Origin of the sequence: Tessaracoccus lubricantis, from assembly GCF_039544535.1 — a bacterium.
Lineage (GTDB): Bacteria > Actinomycetota > Actinomycetes > Propionibacteriales > Propionibacteriaceae > Arachnia > Arachnia lubricantis.
The window spans coordinates 39,710-56,531 of sequence record NZ_BAABLV010000044.1 but is presented as its reverse complement, the minus strand read 5'-3'; the positions used below and the strand labels follow the sequence as shown (position 1 = coordinate 56,531).

Sequence of the window (16,822 nt, the reverse complement as noted above, 5' to 3'; positions counted from 1 at the left end):
CCACGCTTCTCCGCGACCGACACAACACATCCCCTTCAGATCTGTTGCACTCACCCCCTGAACTCGCGGCGTTACAGGTGCCGTGACCCCATCGAATTGCTCACGCTCAGAGCCAGCCGTTGTCGGTGGCGGTGCGGAGCGCCTCGGCGCGGTTGCGGGCGCCGAGTTTGCCGATGGTGGAGCTGAGGTAGTTGCGCACCGTCCCCTCGGACAGGTAGACGCTCTGCGCTATCTGGGCCGTGCTCGCGCCGCCGGCCGAGGCGGCCAGGACCAGGGCCTCCTTCTCCGTCAGCGGCGAGCGGCCGATGCTCAGCGAGGCGGCCGCCAACTCCGGGTCAACCGTGCGGAGTCCCTCCGACACGCGTCGGATGGATTCCACAAGCCTGTCGACGGGGGTGTCCTTCACCAGGAATCCCACCGCTCCCCGTTCCAGTGCCCGGCGCAGGTAGCCGGGCCGGCCGAAGGTGGTCACCACGATGATCCTGCTCTTGGGGGCGACGTCGAGCACGTGCGGGATGGCTTCGATGCCGTCGTCGACACCCAGCCCGCCGTCGGGCATCTGCACATCGAGGAGGATGACCCCAGGTTGCGTCTCCAACGCCCGGTGCACCACCTCTGCGCACGTGCTGGCCTGACCCACCACCTGCAGGTCGTCCTCCAGCGAGAGCATGGTGGCCAGCGCCGTCCGGATCAGCGTCTGGTCATCCGCGATCAGCAACGTGGTCATGCGGCGCCCTCCGGCACGGCCGGCGTCCCGCTGCGGGACTGTGAGTAGGACTCGATCTTCGACAGACACGACGCCCGCAGGGACACGTCGGTCACGATGGGGGACGCCCCGGTGAAGGCGACCACGGTGGTGCCCACTCCGCCGGCCACCACCTCGAGCTGTCCTCCGCTTTCCGCCACACGGGCGCGCAGCCCGCTCAGGCCTGTGCCGTTCCGCTCCCGGTCGCCGATCCCACGGCCGTCGTCAGAGACAGTCAGCACCCCGTCGCTGTAGCAGATGGTGCAGGTGGACGCTGAGGCGTGCCGCACGACGTTGGTCACACTCTCCCGCACCACGTAGCCGAGCAGTTCCGACGTCCGGTCGTCCAGGGCAGGCAGGGCCGTCGGGATGACCGCCTCGATGCCGGCTGCGGTCAGCACCGAGCGTGCCGAGGCGATCTCGCTCGCGAGGCGCACCTTGCGCATCCCGGAGGCAGTCGCCCGGACGTCGGAAAGCGCCTGTCGGGCGATCTGGGCCAACTCGGCCACCTCCGCGCGGGCGGCAGTGGCGTCGCGGTCGATCAGGCGTTCTGCCAGGTCCGCTTTGACCGCCACCGCAGTCAGCGAGTGCCCGAGGATGTCGTGGAGATCACGTCCGATCCGCTCCCGCTCGGCCGCGACGGCCAGCACCGCGGTGCGCTGCTCCGACAGCCGCAGCCTGTCGCGGGTGCGGCTCGTCTCCAGCGCCAGCGCGATCACCAGGCCCATGGCCAGCGCCAGGGCGCCCATCACCACGATCTGCAGGTTCCGCTCGACCAGTGCCGTCAGGATGGCGACCGCGGTGGTCACGAGGATCACGACACGCGAGTGCCGGAACGGCAGGAGCACGGCGGCCGTGGTGGTGATGTAGGGCACCTGGTAGATGGGCATCGTCTCCCCTGGCGACAGCGCCATCAGCCCGACGGTGCCGAGAACCGCCGCCATCCAGAGCCACCGGCCGCGAGCGTTCCAGTGGGCGATGGCGGTGGAACCCACCACGAGGAACGCCAGCAACAGGGATGTCGCCACCACGAACAGCCAGATGTGCAGCGGCGCCCCGGAGGCAAACACGATGGGGATGACGACGAAGGCGGCACCCGGTGCGATGTACAGGCCGCCCTGCATCACCATGCGTCGGTACCACGGCAAGCCATCCGCCGCCGGTTGGTGGGCCGGGGCCCGGCTTTCGTCGAGAACGCTATCCATTTACAACCTTCAGGGGTCAGGGCGCGACCTGCGCACAGCCTGACCGTAGCCGAGTCCACAGTGCGCGACGAGTGAGGCCATCATCGCGAAGCCGGTCATGCCCCCAAGGGCCGTGTGGCACAACATCACCGACGCCGCGACGACGAATGGACGTGTCCCATCCTCCGTGCTGGCGGAGGGCGGCGCGAGGAGGCGATGTCACCACTCTGGGATGACATCTGTCATCAACCGACGGACAGCCAGGCCAGATCCACCGGCGACTGCTGCGCCGACAGCCAGCACAGGAGCCGGTGCTCGGCCATCATCGCGCACGACGAGGCGCGCAGGCCCTGCTCCGTCTCCCCCAGCCCTGCGGCGAACAACTTGGCCACCGCCACGTCACGGCCCCTCATCGGAGCACCGGCCGAGCGGACCCGGCCGTAGCCGATGCGCGACATCGCCTCGATCCCCAGTTCCCGGAAGTTGCCGACCGGCCAGGCTCCGCCGGCCAGGTCGATGGGCACCATGCCGTGCATCGTCAGCACGATCACCTCGTCGACGCGGCCCCGCGACAGCACCTGGGTGGCCGCCTCCTGCGCCTCCTGCTCCAGCGGGAGGCCGAGCTGGGTGGCGAGGTGCGCGGCGACGGCGCCCCACGCCGTCGGCTTCTCGAGCACCTGCCCGAGCACGAAGTCGACGCGGTCCACCAAGTCATCCGGGGTCCAGCTCTCCATCATGTGCCGCACGGCGACATAGGCCCAGGCGTCGTCCACCAGACGCTCAGCGGCCAGCTTCTCGCGGAGCTGCGCCGGGTCGAGGTGGGAGCCGATCTCCAGCAACGTCCGGCCGCCGGGGCCCCATACCCCCACCGTCGACAGCCCTGGCGGCGGGTACAGCTCGAACTCGCCGTCGGTGTCCGTCACCCGGACGCTCTCATCGGCGACCACCAGGCCGTCGGGGACGCTCAACTCGACGCCGTGCCCGACGCCGGGATAGCGGTCGAACGGGAACCACGACGGTTCCAGAGGCATGTCCAGGATGTCGCCCTCGAGGGCCTCATAGGTCCATGCCGACGAAAGGATGCTCTTCGGCCGTAGCAGCGGCTCCGCCTCCAGGAGGTATGCGGTGCCCGGCTCGGGGCCGTCGCTGCACAGCCCGCGTCGCTGCGTGAGCAGCCCAGGGCCGTGTTCCGACGGGAGGACGATCTCGCCAGACGCCTCGGCAAGCCAGCAGATGGGGTCCTGCTCCCCCACCACCCGCAGCAGGGGGCCCGGGACGGTGACGGTGTCGTCGATCTCCGAGGTGAGGTTGACCTGCAGCCGCAGGCGGGGCCCCGACGACAGCCGCACGGAGCCGGTCACGCCCGACGTGTGCCGCAGCTCGGCCCCCGCGTCGTCGACGGTGTCGTCGAGCAGGGTCCAGCCGTCACCGAATTCGACGCTCAGGTGACGCAGCCGGCCGTCCCCGCTCATCTCGAAACCGTCCGCCCTGGGGCGCGTCTCGAAGTGTTCGCTGGCGACCCCTGTGAGTTCCAGGCTCATGATGTCTCCTCGGCGATCTCCTGCGGGTGCGATTCCGGAACCACCGCCTGGACGACGGAACCGTCCTTGCGACGCCCGCCCACCAGAGGGTGACTCCCCTCCAACGATGGCAGGAGGGGGCCCTGCCCGTCGAGCGGCACCGCCACCGGACTTCCGGGCAGCACCGTCAACGGCCTCCCGCGCACGGCCAGTTCGACCGGTCCGCCCTCCTCCACGTCGAAGGCGATCGAGGTGCGCTCCAGGCGCACGCGCAGGCGCGACCCGTGCACGGTGATGGAGAAGGTCAGCGACGGCCAGTCCTGGGGCAGGCGTGGGTCGAACGTGAGTTGCCCGTCGTGGTCGCGCAAGCCGCCGAAGCCGTGCACGAGCGCCTTCCACACGCCGGCGGTCGACGCGATGTGTACGCCGTCGCGGGCGTTGGAGTGCAGGTCCGCGAGATCCACGAACAGCCCGGACGTGAAGTACTCCATGGCCATGTCCTGGTACCCCACCTCCGCCGCGAGGATGGACTGCACCACGCTGGAGAGGGTGGAGTCGCCAGTGGTGATGGGGTCGTAGTACTCGAAGTTCGCCTTCTTCTGCTCCGCCGTGAACTGGTCACCCTGGAGGAACATCGCCAGCACCACGTCGGCCTGCTTCAACACCTGGAACCGGTAGATCACCAGCGGGTGGTAGTTCAGCAGCAGCGGCCGCTTGTTGTCAGGGGTGTTCTCCAGGTCCCACATCTCCGAGTAGAGGAACTTCTCGTCCTGCGGGTTGATCCCGAACGTCTCGTCGAAGGGGATCACCATGCCCTTGGCGCAGGCCTCCCACTCGAGCACCTCGTCGTCGGTCAGGCCCAGGTCCTCCACCACGCGCTGGTACGCCGCCTCGTCCATGTGGCGCATCTCGCGGATGAGGGAGACCGCGTAGTTGAGGTTCGCGCGGGCCATGACGTTGGTGTAGAGGTTGTTGTTGACCACGGCCGTGTACTCGTCCGGTCCCGTGACGCCGTGGATGTGGAACCTGTGCGCGCCCTCGGCGTCGGTGCGCCAGAAACCGAGGTCAGCCCACATGCGGGCGGTCTCCACCAGCACGGCGGCACCGTCGCGGTACATGAAGGCCTGGTCGCCGGTGATGTCGCGGTACTTCTCGAAGGCGAAGGCCACGTCGGCGTCGATATGGTACTGGGCGGTTCCGGCCGCATAGTACGCCGACGCCTCCTCCCCGTTGATGGTGCGCCACGGGAACAGCGCGCCGCGTTGCGACAGCACACCCGCCCTTTCGCGGGCCTGCGGCAGCATGATCACCCTGGAGCGCAGCGCGTTGCGGGCCGCCCGCGGCGAGGTGTATGTGAGGAACGGCAGTAGGTAGATCTCCGTGTCCCAGAAGTAGTGGCCCTCGTAGCCTGAGCCTGTCACGCCTTTGGCGGGGATGCCCAACTGGTCCGCGCGGGCCGACGCCTGCGCCAGTTGGAAGAGGCACCAGCGCACGGCCTGCTGGATGGCCGGCTGACCCTCGACGACCACGTCGGAGTCGCGCCAGAAGTTGTCCAGCCAGTGCCGCTGCTGGTCGTAGAAGTAGTCGAAACCCTTGTCGCGGACGCGGTCGAGCGTGCGGCGACAGCGGTCCGACAGTTCGGCCACCGGCACCCCACGCGAGCTGTGGTAGACCGCGGCCTTCGAGATCCTGATCGGCTCGCCCTGCTTCGCGTCGAAGCGGTACACCTGCTTGCCCACGTCTTCGGTGGTGGAGATCACCGCCTCGTACCGGTTCTCCGTCTCCAGGTAGTGGTCTGCCGCCACCGCGAGCGTCATGCCGGAGCGCGCGGTCTGGAAGCCGAGCATCATGCGATCGCCCTTGCTCCAGTTGAGTTCCGGGTTGAGCACCCGCTCTTGGAACTTGCTCGTGCGCCGCGGGTCGAAGCCCTCCGCCTGCTCGGTCGCCCGGTAATCGGAGTACCCGTCCTGCCGGTTGACGATCTGCGAGCTGACCACAATGGGGGCTTCACCACCCTCAAGCAGTGTGATCTCGATCTGCATGAGGGCAAGGTGACGGTCGGTGAACGAGACCATGCGGCTGCTCCTGATCTCCACCACCTTCCCTGACGGCGTGCGCCACACCACCTTGCGGTTGAGGCAGCCGGAGCGCAGGTCGAGGACCCGCTCGTAGTCGTCGAGGTCTGCCACCGTGAGCGTCAGCGGCTCGTCGTCGACATAGACCTTGAGCAGCTTGGCGTCCGGAACGTTGACGATCGTCTGGCCGGTGTGGGCGAACCCGTAGGCGGCCTCGGCGTGCTCGATGGGCCACGTTTCGTGGAAGCCGTTGATGAACGTGCCGTTGGCGTAGCTGACGCGCCCCTCCTCAGGGTTCCCGCGCATGCCGAGGTAGCCGTTGCCGACGGCGAAGAGCGACTCCGTGGTGCCCACGTCATGGGCGCTGGGTTCCACCTCCACCAACCGCCACGGGTCCACCGGGAAGCGCGAGCGGTTCATCGGGTCGGTGATGATCTCGCGGGTCTTCATGCCGCAAGCTCCCGGAGGTCGTCGACGACGAGGTCGGCGCCCGCGATGAGCAGCGCCTCGTGCCCGACGCCGCGGTCGACACCGATGACGAGGCCGAAATCTCCCGCCGCGCCCGCGGCCACGCCGGAGATCGCGTCCTCCACGACGACGGCGTTGCGGGTGGGCACGCCGAGCATCTGGGCGGCGTGGATGAAGGTGTCCGGAGCCGGCTTGCCGGCGATGTTGGCCTGGGTGGCGACGTTGCCGTCCATCACCACGGGGAAGTAGGGGGCGAGCCCCGCGGCGCGGAGGATGGCCGGCGCATTCTTCGACGACGACACGACCGCGAGCTTGAAACCGCCGGCCGCGAGCTGCTCGACCAGGAGTTTCGAGCCGGGATAGGGGGCCACGCCGTCGCGCTCGATGATGGTGTTGAAGGCTTCGTTCTTCCGGTTGCCGAGCCCGCACACCGTCAGCTGGCTCGGGTCGTCTGTCGGCCGACCCTCCGGCAACACGATGCCGCGGGACAGGAGGAAGTCGCGCACCCCGTCGTAGCGCGGTTTACCGTCCACGAAGGCGAAGTAGTCGTCGTCGGTGTACGGCAACTGGCCGCTGCGAGTACTGAGGAAGCCGTTGAACATGTCGGCCCACGCGTGCATGTGCACCTCAGCGGTTGGGGTGATCACTCCATCGAGGTCGAACAGGACTGCTTGGTAGTCGCTCCACTCCATGGGCCCACCCTATGCGGCGCTGGCGGCCGCCGAGCGGATGCGAGGCCGGTCCCGGTATTTACCGCGCCGGTGCTGAGCGACCGACCCGCTTCCGGCGCTGACAGCGACCGCACCAGTACATGTTGCGACCCTCCAGCATGGCGGTGCGGATCTCGGAGCCGCAGACCAGGCACGGCTGCCCGGCCCGGCGATAGACGTAGACCTCCCCGCCGTGCCGGTCGACCCGCGGGTCGCGGCCCTGGGCCTCCGGGCCGTGCTCCTCGCGCACCGTGTCGATGCGGCCGGCGCCGACGGCGTAGTGCATCAGCTCGACCAGATCCGCCCAGATGGCGTCCCAGGTGCGGCGGTCGATGTCACGGCCGGGTATCGCGGGGTCGAGGCGGTGCCGGTAGAGCACCTCCGCGCGGAAGATGTTGCCCACTCCGGCGGCGATGCGCTGGTCCATCAACAGGGCGGCGATCGGCTTGCCGGAGCGTCGTACTCGTTCGTACCCCCGCGACGGCTCGGCGTCAGCGCGCAGCGGATCGGGACCGCTCGAGGCGACCACCGCGTCGCGCTCCTCCGGGGTGATGATGCGGCACCATTGCGGCCCCCGCAGATCTGCGACGGTGACGCCGTTGTGGAGGCGCAGCCGCACCTCGCCGACAGGTGGGGCCAGGGGCTCGAAGCGGATCTTGCCGATCAACCCCAGGTGGATGTGCACGACGTCGCCCGTGGCGAAGTCGAGGAAGAGGTGCTTGCCGACGGCTTCCCCGTGGTTGAACACGGAGCCGTCGAGCGGTGTCGCGTCGAAACGGCCCTGCGGGGAGGTGACGGAGACCTCGACCCCGCCGAAGGTGGCGGTGTATTCGGAAGCGAGCCGGTGAATGACGTGACCCTCAGGCATTTCGCCACCTTAGCCGTCCGTAGACTCGGCCCATGAGCGAAGAGCAGCGGCGTGAGTTCGGGCGCGACGGCGTGTCCGGCCTGGTGGACCGGGAGCGGGCCCTTCGGGCCAAGCTGCTCCCGCGTCGGGACCGCAGCACCGAGGACCAGCAGAAGCACCAGCGGCTCCGGAACCGCAACGCCCAGGGAAGTTGAGCGATCAACGGTGTGACTAGGGCGTCCGCACAGATGGACGCCCGAGGTTCCTGGGCAAACTGCGCATAGACTCTGCTCATGTCTCCGAACGACCCGACCAAGGGCGCACTCTCTAAGGCTCAGCGGTTCTCGTATTCCGAAATGAGGTCGATGCGGCGCTGATGCCGGTCCTCCCCCGGGAACTGCGTGGTGACGAAGGTCTTGACGATGTCGTAGGACTCTTCCAGCGACTGCATCCGGCCGCCCAGTGAGATGACGTTGGCGTCATTGTGCTCGCGCGCCAGCCTGGCCAACTCCACGTTGTAGGCCAGCGCCGCGCGCACACCCTTCACCTTGTTGGCCGCGATCTGCTCACCGTTGCCGGAGCCGCCCAGCACGACGCCCAGGGAACCGTCCTCCGCGACGACTGCCTCTGCACAGGGGATGACGAAGGGAGGGTAGTCGTCCAGCGCGTCGTACTCGTGCGCGCCGTGGTCGACGACCTCGAAGCCGTCCTCCTGAAGCCGCTCGACGAGGTAGTTCTTCAACTCGAAGGCCGCGTGGTCAGTGGCAATGTGGATTCGCATGGGTCAACTATCCCAGCCCTGCGGGGCCGCTGCTCAACAGGGTGACGAATCCGGCCTCGTCCAGGATGGGCAGCCCAAGCTCCTCCGCCTTGGCGGCCTTCGTGCCCGCGTTGGCGCCCACCACGACGTAGTCGGTGTTCTTGCTCACCGAGCCCGCGGCCTTGCCCCCGCGGCTGATGATGGCCTCCTTCGCGCCGTCCCGGGTGAAGCCCTCCAGCGAGCCGGTCACCACCACCGTGACGCCCTCCAGTGTGCGGGGCTGTGACTCGTCCACCTCGTCAGCCATCCGGACCCCGGCGGCCGCCCACGTGTCGACGATGGCGACGTGCCAGTCCACGTCGAACCAGTTCTTCACCGACTCCGCGATCACCCCGCCCACGCCCTCCGTCGAGGCGAGCTCCTCCAGCGAGGCGGCGCGGATGGCGTCGAGCGACGCGAACCTGGCGGCCAGCGAGCGGGCGGCCGTGGGGCCGACGTGCCTGATGGACAAGGCCACCAGGACGCGCCAGAGGGGCTGGGTCTTGACGGCCTCGAGGTTGGCGAGGAGCTTCTCCCCCACCGTCGACAACACGCGGCCGTTGCGGCAGGGCGCGTCGGCGTCTGCGGGCTTGGCCAGCCTCGTGTAGAAATCCGTGGCGAGCAGGTCTTCGACCGTCAGGTCGAAGAGGCCGCCTTCGTCCGTCAGCAGACCGGCGCTGAGCAGCGCGTTGGCGCCCTTCTCGCCGAGCGCCTCGATGTCGAACGCGCCACGGGACGCCAGGCTGAACAGACGTTCCCGGAGCTGGCTGGGGCAGGTGCGGGAGTTGGGGCACCGGATGTCCTTGTCGCCCTCCTTCTCCGGCCGCAGTTCGGTGCCGCAGGACGGGCAGTGGGTGGGCATCACGAACGGCCGCTCCGAGCCGTCGCGCAGCGCCACGACGGGCGCGACGATCTCCGGGATGACGTCGCCGGCCTTCCGGAGCACGACGGTGTCGCCGATGAGCACGCCCTTGCGCTCTACCTCGAACGGGTTGTGGAGCGTGGCCATCTCCACCGTCGAGCCACTGACGAAGACGGGCTCCATGATCCCGTACGGGGTGACGCGCCCCGTGCGGCCCACGTTGACCCGGATGTCGAGGAGCTTGGTGTTGACCTCCTCCGGCGGGTACTTGTACGCGATGGCCCAGCGAGGAGCCCTCGACGTGGCCCCCAACCGGTCCTGCTCCGAGAGCTTGTCCACCTTCACCACGACGCCGTCGATCTCGTGGGTCAGGCCGTGGCGGTGTTCGCCATAGTAGGCGACATACTCCGCCACCTCCGCCCGCGATTCCAGCACCTTGTAAGCCGGGGACACCGGCAGGCCCCACTCCTTCAACTGCTCGTAGGCTTCTGACTGCGACTCGAAGGCGGCCCCCTCCACGACGCCGATGCCGTGCACGATCATCTGCAGCGGGCGCGAGGCGCTCACCGCGGGGTTCTTCTGGCGCAGCGAACCCGCCGCGGCGTTGCGCGGGTTGGCGAAGGGCGCCTTGCCGTCCTGGACCAGCGCCTCGTTGAGCCGCTCGAAACCGGCGACGGGGAAGAAGACCTCGCCGCGTACCTCCAGCACGGCCGGGGCCGCGCCCTTCAGCCGCCGCGGGATGCCCTTGATAGTTTCCACGTTGGGTGTGACATCTTCGCCCACGCGCCCGTCGCCGCGCGTGGCCGCGACACTCAGGCGGCCGTCGAGGTAGAGGAGGTTGACGGCGAGCCCGTCGATCTTCAGCTCGCACAGGTAGCGGTCTGCCGGGGTGCGGTTGAGCCAGCCGGTGAGTTCCTCGTCCGAGAACACGTTGTCGAGGCTGAGCAGGCGACGGCGGTGCTCCACGGGCTTGAAGTCCGTGATCCGCGCGGTGCCCACGCGCTGGGTGACGGAATCAGGCGAGACCAGCGACGGGTGGGCGTCCTCGAGCGCCTGGAGCTCACGCATCGTCTCGTCGTACTCCGCGTCCGACATGGTGGGCGAATCAGCCCCGTAGTAGGCCTCCTGGGCCTCGGTCAGGCGCGTGTTGAGGTCAGTCCACTGGCGGCGCAACTGCGGGGATTCCACCCCGGCCCTGCTCTCTTCGCTCATGCGTTTTATCGTTGCATACGCTGGTGACACCGCCCAGATCTACGGTGGGGGAATCATTTGCTCCCAGGAGAGCCCAAATCCCACCGCTCTCGGCAGTTCAGTAGAAGAATGCAGGAAACCCTGATGAGGGCGGACAACATCGACACAGGAGAATAGACACCCCATGGCTACGGCGAACATCACGCGCGACGAGGCCGTCGCACGGTCCCAGATCATGACCACCGAGGCCTACCGTGTTCTCGTCGACCTCACCGGTCGTGAGGTCGAACAGCCCGCCAGGCAGTTCGTCTCGACCACGCAGCTCACCTTCTCCTCGGCGGGCGGCTCGACCTACCTCGACCTCATCGCCGACGACGTGCGTGAGGCCACCCTCGACGGTGAGGCGTTCGACACCTCGTCCTTCGACGGCTACCGCCTCCCCCTCCCCGAGCTGGAGGAGGGCAGGCACGAGGTGCAGGTCGTGGCCACGTGTCGCTACTCCAACACCGGCGAGGGCCTGCACCGTTTCGTGGACCCCGCCGACGACGCGGTGTACCTCTACACCCAGTTCGAGACGGCCGACGCGCGCCGCATGTTCGCCAACGCCGAGCAGCCGGACCAGAAGGCCACCTTCCAGCTGACCGTGCTGGCCCCCAGCGAATGGGTGGTGTTCACCAACTCCGCCCGCGTGGAGCCGCACGACATCGGCGACGGTTTCGGCCGCTTCGAGCACGAGCCCACGCCGCCGGTTGCCACCTACATCACCGCGCTGGTCTGCGGCGAGTTCCACGTGGTGGAGGGCACCATCACCACCGACGGCAAGGAGATCCCGGCGTCGGTGGCATGCCGCCGGTCGCTGGCCCAGTACCTGGACGCGGACCGCATCCTCACCACCACGCAGCGCGGCTTCGAGGTCTTCGAGGACTCCTTCGGCGTGCCCTACCCCTTCTCCACCTACGACCAGATCTTCGTGCCGGAGTTCAACGCCGGGGCCATGGAGAACGCCGGCTGCGTCACCTTCCGCGACGAGTACCTGTTCCGCTCGCGGGTGACCTCGCGGGAACTGGACGCCCGCGACAACACGATCCTCCACGAACTGGCCCACATGTGGTTCGGCGACCTCGTCACCATGCGCTGGTGGAACGACCTGTGGCTCAACGAATCCTTCGCCGAATGGGCCTCGCACTACGCCAACGACGAGATCTCGAAGCGCTACGACACCGGCACCAACTCCTGGGCGTCGTTCAGTAACGAGCGCAAGGCCTGGGCCTACCTGCAGGACCAGCTCTCCACGACGCACCCCATCGCCGCCGACATGAGCGACCTCGAGAAGGTCGAGCAGAACTTCGATGGCATCACCTATGCCAAGGGCGCCTCCGTCCTGAAGCTGCTGGTCTCCATCGTCGGCCGCGAGGCGTTCCTGGCCGGCGTGCACGAGTACTTCCAGAAGCACGCGTGGGGCAACACCGAGCTCTCGGACCTCCTCGTCGAGCTGGAAGCGGCCTCCGGCCGCGACCTGTCGTGGTTCTCCGCCCAGTGGCTGGAGACGGCAGGCGTCAACACGCTGGCCCCCAGCTTCGACCTGGACGACGAGGGCCGCTTCACGCGCTTCGACGTGGTGCAGACCGCCCACCCGGACTGGCCGACGCTGCGGACGCACCGCCTGGGCATCGGCATCTACGCCCTCGGTGAGGACGGCCTGCTCACCCGCAGCCACTACGTCGAGACCGATGTCGACGGCGAGCGCACCGCCATCGAGGACCTGGTGGGGGTGCACCGCGGCGACGTGGTGCTCCTCAACGACGGCGACCTCACCTACGCCAAGGTCCGCTTCGACGACGACTCGTCCGCCGCGCTCGTGGAGCACATCGGCGCGCTGACAGATCCCCTGGCCCGCGCCGTCTCGCTCACCGCCTTCTGGGAGATGACGCGCGACGCGGAGTTCCCGGCACAGCAGTACAAGCGCCTGGTGCAGGCCGCGCTCCCCTCGGAGAACGACATGGCAGGCGCCTCGACGCTGCTCGCGCAGGCCAGCAACGCCGCCCTCGCGTTCACGGCGCCGGAACTGCGCGACGACCTCAACACCCGCTGGGTGGCGGGCCTCGCGCAGCTCCTCAAAGAGACCGAGCCCGGCTCCGACAAGCAGGTGCTGATCGCCAAGGCGCTCATCGGGAATGTGCGCTCCGCAGAGGGCATCGAACTGATCCGCGGGTGGCTCAACGGTGAAGAGGTGCCCGAGGGCCTGGCCATCGACACCGGCATGCGGTGGGCGATCACGGCGGCCCTGGCCAAGCTGGGCGCCATCGGCCACGACGAGATCTCCGCCGAACTGGACCGCGACAACACCTCCGCCGGCGCCGAACAGGCCGCCGGCGCGGGTGCCGCGCTCCCTGACGTGGACTCCAAGTCGCAGGCGTGGGCGCTGGCCACGGACGACCCGGACGTGCCCAACGAGACCCACCGGTCCATCTGCATGGGCTTCTGGCGCTACGGCCAGGACGAGGTGCTGGAGCCCTATCCGGCCGCCTACCTCGATCTGCTCCGCCGCATCTCGCGCCGCGAGGGCACGTGGGCCGACAGGGGCTACGCCACCGTCGGCACCGCGCTGCGTTGGCTGTTCCCGACGCCGCTGGTGACGGAGTCACTGGTGGCCACCATCCAGGCGTGGCTCGACGACAACGAGCCCAGCGAACAGGTCCGCCGCTCCGTCACTGAACGCCTCGACGAGGCACGCCGCTCGCTGAGGGCCCAGGAGCGCAGCCGCCTCGACGCGTCCTGAACAACGACGAAAGGGCCGCCGGGCAACAATGCCCGGCGGCCCTTTCGTCGTTCAGGTGCGGTCAGTTCGGACGGGTGTTCTCCAGTTCGGTGCTGCTGGCCTTCAGCTCGCGCTCGCGGCGTTCGCGCGCCAGCTTGGGGCCGAAGTAGAGCAGAGCCACGATGACGCCGAAGCCCAGCGGGCCTAGCACCATCAGGAACATCAGGAGCATGTCAGAGACGGGCTCCGGCTGGGGCCAGCCCGGAAGGACCTCGAGTGGGAGCAGGTTCATGGCAGGCACTCTATACGGAACTGGCGTGTGAGAGGAGTCAGTCCGTACGGTAGATTGAGCCGACCACGGGAGGAAACCATGGAGCCACGCGCCGTAGTAGATGGCGACGAGATGCAGTGGGCGTTGAACCGAATGACGCACGAGATCCTCGAGAAGAACCACGGCAGTGATGACGTGATCCTGTTGGGCATCATCACCCGGGGCGCCCCTCTGGCGGAGCGGATCGCCGCCATCGCCGAGGCGCAGGGGCACGCCATCCCTGTCGGCCAACTCGACATCACGATGTACCGCGACGACCTGCGCCGCAACCCCACCCGCATGCCCAGCCCCACCGTCCTGCCGGAGGAGATCGACGGCAAGGTCGTGGTGCTGGTGGACGACGTGCTGTTCTCCGGACGCACCATCCAGGCCGCGCTGCTCGCACTGGCAGACCTGGGCCGGCCACGCGCCATCCAACTGGTGGCGCTCATCGACCGCGGTGGACGCGACCTGCCCATCCAGGCGGACATCGTCGGCAAACTCATCCCGACGGCCCGCGACGAACGGGTCCGCGTGAACCTCACCGAGACCGACGGTCAGGACCTCATCACCATCGAACGGAGCGGCCAGTGAAGCATCTCCTCGGCATCGCCGATCTCAGCGAAGAGGAGATCTGGACCATCCTCGACACAGCCGAGGAAATGCACGACATCCAGTCACGCCCCATCAAGAAGCTGCCCGCCCTGCGCGGCCGCACCATCGTCAACCTGTTCTTCGAGGACTCGACGCGCACCCGCTCGTCCTTCGAGTTGGCGGCCAAATGGCTGTCGGCAGATTCCATCAACGTCGCGGCCAAGGGGTCGTCGGTGTCCAAGGGCGAGTCCATGAAGGACACGCTGCAGACCCTCGACGCCATGAGCGTCGACGCCATCGTGATGCGGCACGCCGGCTCCGGCTCGGTGGCGCAGGCGGCCGGCTGGGTCCGCGCGTCGATGATCAACGCCGGCGACGGCATGCACGAACACCCCACCCAGGCGCTCCTGGACGCCCACGCGATCCGTCGGCACCTGCGCGCCAACGACCTGGGCGACCTGTCGGGCAAGCGCATCGCCATCACCGGCGACCTGCTGCACTCCCGCGTGGTGCGCTCCAACGTGCTTCTGTGGGAGAAGGTGGGCGCCAGCGTCGTGCTGGTGGCTCCCCCGACGCTGATGCCGCCCGGCGTGGAGACGTGGGGCGTCGAGACCACCGCCACCTTCGACGAGGTGCTGCCGGAAGTGGACGTCGCCATGATGCTGCGCGTCCAGCGCGAGCGCATGCAGGGTGGGTTCTTCCCGTCCGAGCGCGAGTACATCGACGCCTACGGCCTCACACCCCGCCGCCTCAGGATGCTGAAGGACGGCGCCTGCATCGCACACCCCGGCCCGATGAACAGGGGCCTCGAAATCTCGTCAGCGGCCGCCGACGCCGCGCGCTCGATCATCCTCGACCAGGTCTCGGCCGGTGTCGCGGTGCGGATGAGCGTGCTCTACCACCTGCTTGCCGGAGAGGAAAAGTAGTAGATGACCGCCACCACGCTCCACGGGGTGCAACTGCCGGACGGCACCCGCACCGACCTCCACCTTGCCAACGGCGTGATCACCGAGTCAGCACCGGCCGACGCGCGGATCGTGGACTGCCACGGGCTCATCGCGCTGCCGGGCCTCGTCGATCCCCACACCCACCTGCGTGAGCCGGGCCGTGAAGACGCCGAAACGGTGCTGAGCGGCACTGAGGCCGCCGCGCGCGGCGGGTTCACGGCAGTGTGCGCCATGGCGAACACCCAGCCCGTCACCGACACAGCAGAGAAGGCCGAGCACGTGCTCGACCTGGGCCTCAACGCCGGCCTGGTGGACGTCGTCGTGATCGGCGCCATCTCCAAGGGCCTCAAGGGAGAGGAACTCGCCGAACTGGGCCTGATGAACCGCTCCCGCGCCCGCGTGACGATGTTCTCCGACGACGGCATGTGCCTGATGAACCCCCAACTCATGCGCCGCGCGCTGGAGTGGGTGCGCCCCTTCAACGGCGTGGTCGCTCAGCACTCGCAGGATTCGTTCCTGGCCGGCCCCGGCGCCTGCTGCCACGAGGGCGAGTTGTCCGGGCGCCTCGGCCTGGGCGGCTGGCCGCCCGTAGCGGAGTCGACGATCATCGCCCGCGACGCCATGCTGGCTGAGGCCACCGGTTCCCGGCTGCACGTGTGCCACATCACCACCGCCGAGGGCGTCGAAGTGGTGCGGTGGGCCAAGCAGCGCGGCGTGCAGATCACGGCTGAAGTCACGCCCCACCACCTGCTGCTGGGCACCGAGGAACTCACCGGCTACGACACCGTCTACAAGGTGAACCCGCCGTTGCGCACCCCCGAGCACATCGAAGCCCTGCGCGCCGCGCTGGAGGACGGCACCATCGACGTGGTGGGCACGGACCATGCGCCCCATGCGCCGCAGGACAAGGACCATGCCTTCGTCGACGCCAGGCCCGGCATGCTGGGTCTGGAGCAGGCGCTGTCCGTCGTCATCGAGACCATGGTCAAGCCGGGGCGTCTCACCTGGGCCCAGGTGGCCGAGCGGATGAGCCACGCTCCCGCCCGGCTGGCGTCCCTGGCGGATCAGGGGCGCCCGCTCCGGGTGGGCGAGCCCGCCAACATCGTGCTGGTCAACCCTGATCGGACCGCGACGGTGGACAGGGCTCAGTCGAGGTCGCTGAGCCGCAACAACCCGTACCACGGACGCACCCTGCCGGACCCTGTGGAGGCCACCTTCCTGAGGGGTCGCCAGACTTTCGCGCGCACCGATTCCTGAGGGGTCCCCGCGCTGGGGGGCCTGATCCGGCCGGGGCGTTCTCAAACGCTCGTTGAGAACGCGTGATCGTCAGAATTCTCTGCTACTGAACGCTCCGCCTTGCGACACTCACCACACCTGCACTGTCGCACGGAAGGCCCCCAGCGTGAATAACCGCTTGTCAAGAAGAGTTTCTTGCCATCCTCGCCGTGATCGCCCTCGCGATCACCGGCTTCGTAGCACCCGGCACGGCGAAGGCCGTCGACCCGCCCGCCCACCAGGGCAACAAGATCACGTTCCCCGGCAACGATGGCCAGGAACATGCCGTCTCCTGGGACGGCCATTCGTTCAAGATCGACGGAGAGCGCCTCGTCATCTGGTCCGGCGAACTCCACCATTGGCGGGTGCCGCACGAGGACGGATGGCGTGACGTCTTCCAGAAGCTGCGCGCTGCGGGCTTCAACGCAGTGTCTCTCTATTTCTTCTGGGATTCCACCACTCCATACTCCGACATCGCACGCGTCAACGCTCATAGCGAACGACTAATTGAACGGTTAAGGTGAGAGATCCGTAATC

General features: G+C 68.3%; 15 protein-coding genes. 6 read left to right on the top strand and 9 right to left on the bottom strand.

Annotated features, from left to right (window positions below; all coding sequences use genetic code 11):
* Positions 1 to 106: 106 nt before the first annotated feature.
* From ABEA30_RS15025 to ABEA30_RS15000, 6 genes are all read right to left on the bottom strand, one after another.
* Positions 107 to 727: a response regulator transcription factor gene (locus tag ABEA30_RS15025; RefSeq protein WP_345584292.1), complete on the bottom strand. Its 621-nt coding sequence runs from the start codon at positions 725 to 727 to the stop codon at positions 107 to 109.
* Complete coding sequence (locus tag ABEA30_RS15020; RefSeq protein WP_345584290.1) at positions 724 to 1,950, bottom strand: sensor histidine kinase; 1,227 nt, start codon at positions 1,948 to 1,950, stop codon at positions 724 to 726. The genes ABEA30_RS15025 and ABEA30_RS15020 overlap by 4 nt, the downstream gene beginning before the upstream one ends.
* Positions 1,951 to 2,174: 224 nt before the next feature.
* The gene (locus ABEA30_RS15015; protein WP_345584288.1) at positions 2,175 to 3,470 is read right to left on the bottom strand and encodes a hypothetical protein; all 1,296 of its coding nucleotides are present in this window, start codon (positions 3,468 to 3,470) and stop codon (positions 2,175 to 2,177) included.
* Positions 3,467 to 5,974, bottom strand: a complete 2,508-nt coding sequence (locus ABEA30_RS15010) for a glycoside hydrolase family 65 protein (protein ID WP_345584286.1) — start codon at positions 5,972 to 5,974, stop codon at positions 3,467 to 3,469. Before ABEA30_RS15010 ends, ABEA30_RS15015 begins: the two co-directional genes overlap by 4 nt.
* Positions 5,971 to 6,684, bottom strand: coding sequence for an HAD family hydrolase (locus ABEA30_RS15005; RefSeq protein ID WP_345584284.1), 714 nt, complete (start codon positions 6,682 to 6,684; stop codon positions 5,971 to 5,973). The genes ABEA30_RS15010 and ABEA30_RS15005 overlap by 4 nt, the downstream gene beginning before the upstream one ends.
* Before the next feature lie 58 nt (positions 6,685 to 6,742).
* Positions 6,743 to 7,570, bottom strand: a complete 828-nt coding sequence (locus ABEA30_RS15000) for an Fpg/Nei family DNA glycosylase (protein ID WP_345584282.1) — start codon at positions 7,568 to 7,570, stop codon at positions 6,743 to 6,745.
* 32 nt (positions 7,571 to 7,602) lie between these two features.
* Between ABEA30_RS15000 and ABEA30_RS14995 the strand changes: the two genes are divergently transcribed.
* A complete protein-coding gene (locus tag ABEA30_RS14995; protein WP_182764387.1) occupies positions 7,603 to 7,764 on the top strand; it encodes a hypothetical protein in 162 nt (53 codons plus the stop codon).
* Positions 7,765 to 7,883: 119 nt separating this feature from the next.
* On the opposite strand, the gene ABEA30_RS14990 is transcribed toward ABEA30_RS14995, so the two are convergent.
* Together ABEA30_RS14990 and ligA are read right to left on the bottom strand one after the other, a co-directional pair.
* Positions 7,884 to 8,330 carry a ribose-5-phosphate isomerase gene (locus tag ABEA30_RS14990; protein WP_182764388.1) on the bottom strand — a complete coding sequence of 149 codons (447 nt, stop codon included), beginning with the start codon at positions 8,328 to 8,330 and terminating at the stop codon, positions 7,884 to 7,886.
* A gap of 7 nt (positions 8,331 to 8,337) precedes the next feature.
* Complete coding sequence (ligA, locus tag ABEA30_RS14985) at positions 8,338 to 10,422, bottom strand: NAD-dependent DNA ligase LigA (RefSeq protein WP_345584278.1); 2,085 nt, start codon at positions 10,420 to 10,422, stop codon at positions 8,338 to 8,340.
* A 163-nt stretch (positions 10,423 to 10,585) separates the two neighbouring features.
* Here ligA and pepN point away from each other — a divergent pair, with 163 nt between their 5' ends.
* Positions 10,586 to 13,180 carry an aminopeptidase N gene (gene pepN, locus ABEA30_RS14980; protein ID WP_345584276.1) on the top strand — a complete coding sequence of 865 codons (2,595 nt, stop codon included), beginning with the start codon at positions 10,586 to 10,588 and terminating at the stop codon, positions 13,178 to 13,180.
* Between the two features lie 61 nt (positions 13,181 to 13,241).
* Here the strand turns inward: pepN and ABEA30_RS14975 are convergent, their stop codons facing one another.
* Positions 13,242 to 13,451: a hypothetical protein gene (locus ABEA30_RS14975; protein ID WP_076060554.1), complete on the bottom strand. Its 210-nt coding sequence runs from the start codon at positions 13,449 to 13,451 to the stop codon at positions 13,242 to 13,244.
* A gap of 78 nt (positions 13,452 to 13,529) precedes the next feature.
* Here ABEA30_RS14975 and pyrR point away from each other — a divergent pair, with 78 nt between their 5' ends.
* The 4 genes from pyrR to ABEA30_RS14955 all read left to right on the top strand — a co-directional run bounded on the left by pyrR (position 13,530) and on the right by ABEA30_RS14955 (position 16,809).
* Positions 13,530 to 14,063, top strand: a complete 534-nt coding sequence (gene pyrR / locus ABEA30_RS14970) for a bifunctional pyr operon transcriptional regulator/uracil phosphoribosyltransferase PyrR (protein WP_345584273.1) — start codon at positions 13,530 to 13,532, stop codon at positions 14,061 to 14,063.
* Positions 14,060 to 14,989, top strand: a complete 930-nt coding sequence (locus ABEA30_RS14965; protein WP_345584271.1) for an aspartate carbamoyltransferase catalytic subunit — start codon at positions 14,060 to 14,062, stop codon at positions 14,987 to 14,989. Before pyrR ends, ABEA30_RS14965 begins: the two co-directional genes overlap by 4 nt.
* A gap of 3 nt (positions 14,990 to 14,992) precedes the next feature.
* Complete coding sequence (locus ABEA30_RS14960) at positions 14,993 to 16,267, top strand: dihydroorotase (protein ID WP_345584269.1); 1,275 nt, start codon at positions 14,993 to 14,995, stop codon at positions 16,265 to 16,267.
* A 188-nt stretch (positions 16,268 to 16,455) separates the two neighbouring features.
* Positions 16,456 to 16,809 (top strand): beta-galactosidase, encoded by a 354-nt coding sequence (locus ABEA30_RS14955; RefSeq protein ID WP_345584267.1) that lies wholly within the window; start codon positions 16,456 to 16,458, stop codon positions 16,807 to 16,809.
* Positions 16,810 to 16,822 lie beyond the last annotated feature (13 nt).

Bases quoted from the DNA above. Each gene is read 5' to 3' on its own strand.
- ABEA30_RS15025 (WP_345584292.1), bottom strand. From the start codon at position 727: ATGACCACGTTGCTGATCGCGGATGACCAGACGCTGATCCGGACGGCG.
- ABEA30_RS15020 (WP_345584290.1), bottom strand. From the start codon at position 1,950: ATGGATAGCGTTCTCGACGAAAGCCGGGCCCCGGCCCACCAACCGGCG.
- ABEA30_RS15015 (WP_345584288.1), bottom strand. From the start codon at position 3,470: ATGAGCCTGGAACTCACAGGGGTCGCCAGCGAACACTTCGAGACGCGC.
- ABEA30_RS15010 (WP_345584286.1), bottom strand. From the start codon at position 5,974: ATGAAGACCCGCGAGATCATCACCGACCCGATGAACCGCTCGCGCTTC.
- ABEA30_RS15005 (WP_345584284.1), bottom strand. From the start codon at position 6,684: ATGGAGTGGAGCGACTACCAAGCAGTCCTGTTCGACCTCGATGGAGTG.
- ABEA30_RS15000 (WP_345584282.1), bottom strand. From the start codon at position 7,570: ATGCCTGAGGGTCACGTCATTCACCGGCTCGCTTCCGAATACACCGCC.
- ABEA30_RS14995 (WP_182764387.1), top strand. From the start codon at position 7,603: ATGAGCGAAGAGCAGCGGCGTGAGTTCGGGCGCGACGGCGTGTCCGGC.
- ABEA30_RS14990 (WP_182764388.1), bottom strand. From the start codon at position 8,330: ATGCGAATCCACATTGCCACTGACCACGCGGCCTTCGAGTTGAAGAAC.
- ligA (WP_345584278.1), bottom strand. From the start codon at position 10,422: ATGAGCGAAGAGAGCAGGGCCGGGGTGGAATCCCCGCAGTTGCGCCGC.
- pepN (WP_345584276.1), top strand. From the start codon at position 10,586: ATGGCTACGGCGAACATCACGCGCGACGAGGCCGTCGCACGGTCCCAG.
- ABEA30_RS14975 (WP_076060554.1), bottom strand. From the start codon at position 13,451: ATGAACCTGCTCCCACTCGAGGTCCTTCCGGGCTGGCCCCAGCCGGAG.
- pyrR (WP_345584273.1), top strand. From the start codon at position 13,530: ATGGAGCCACGCGCCGTAGTAGATGGCGACGAGATGCAGTGGGCGTTG.
- ABEA30_RS14960 (WP_345584269.1), top strand. From the start codon at position 14,993: ATGACCGCCACCACGCTCCACGGGGTGCAACTGCCGGACGGCACCCGC.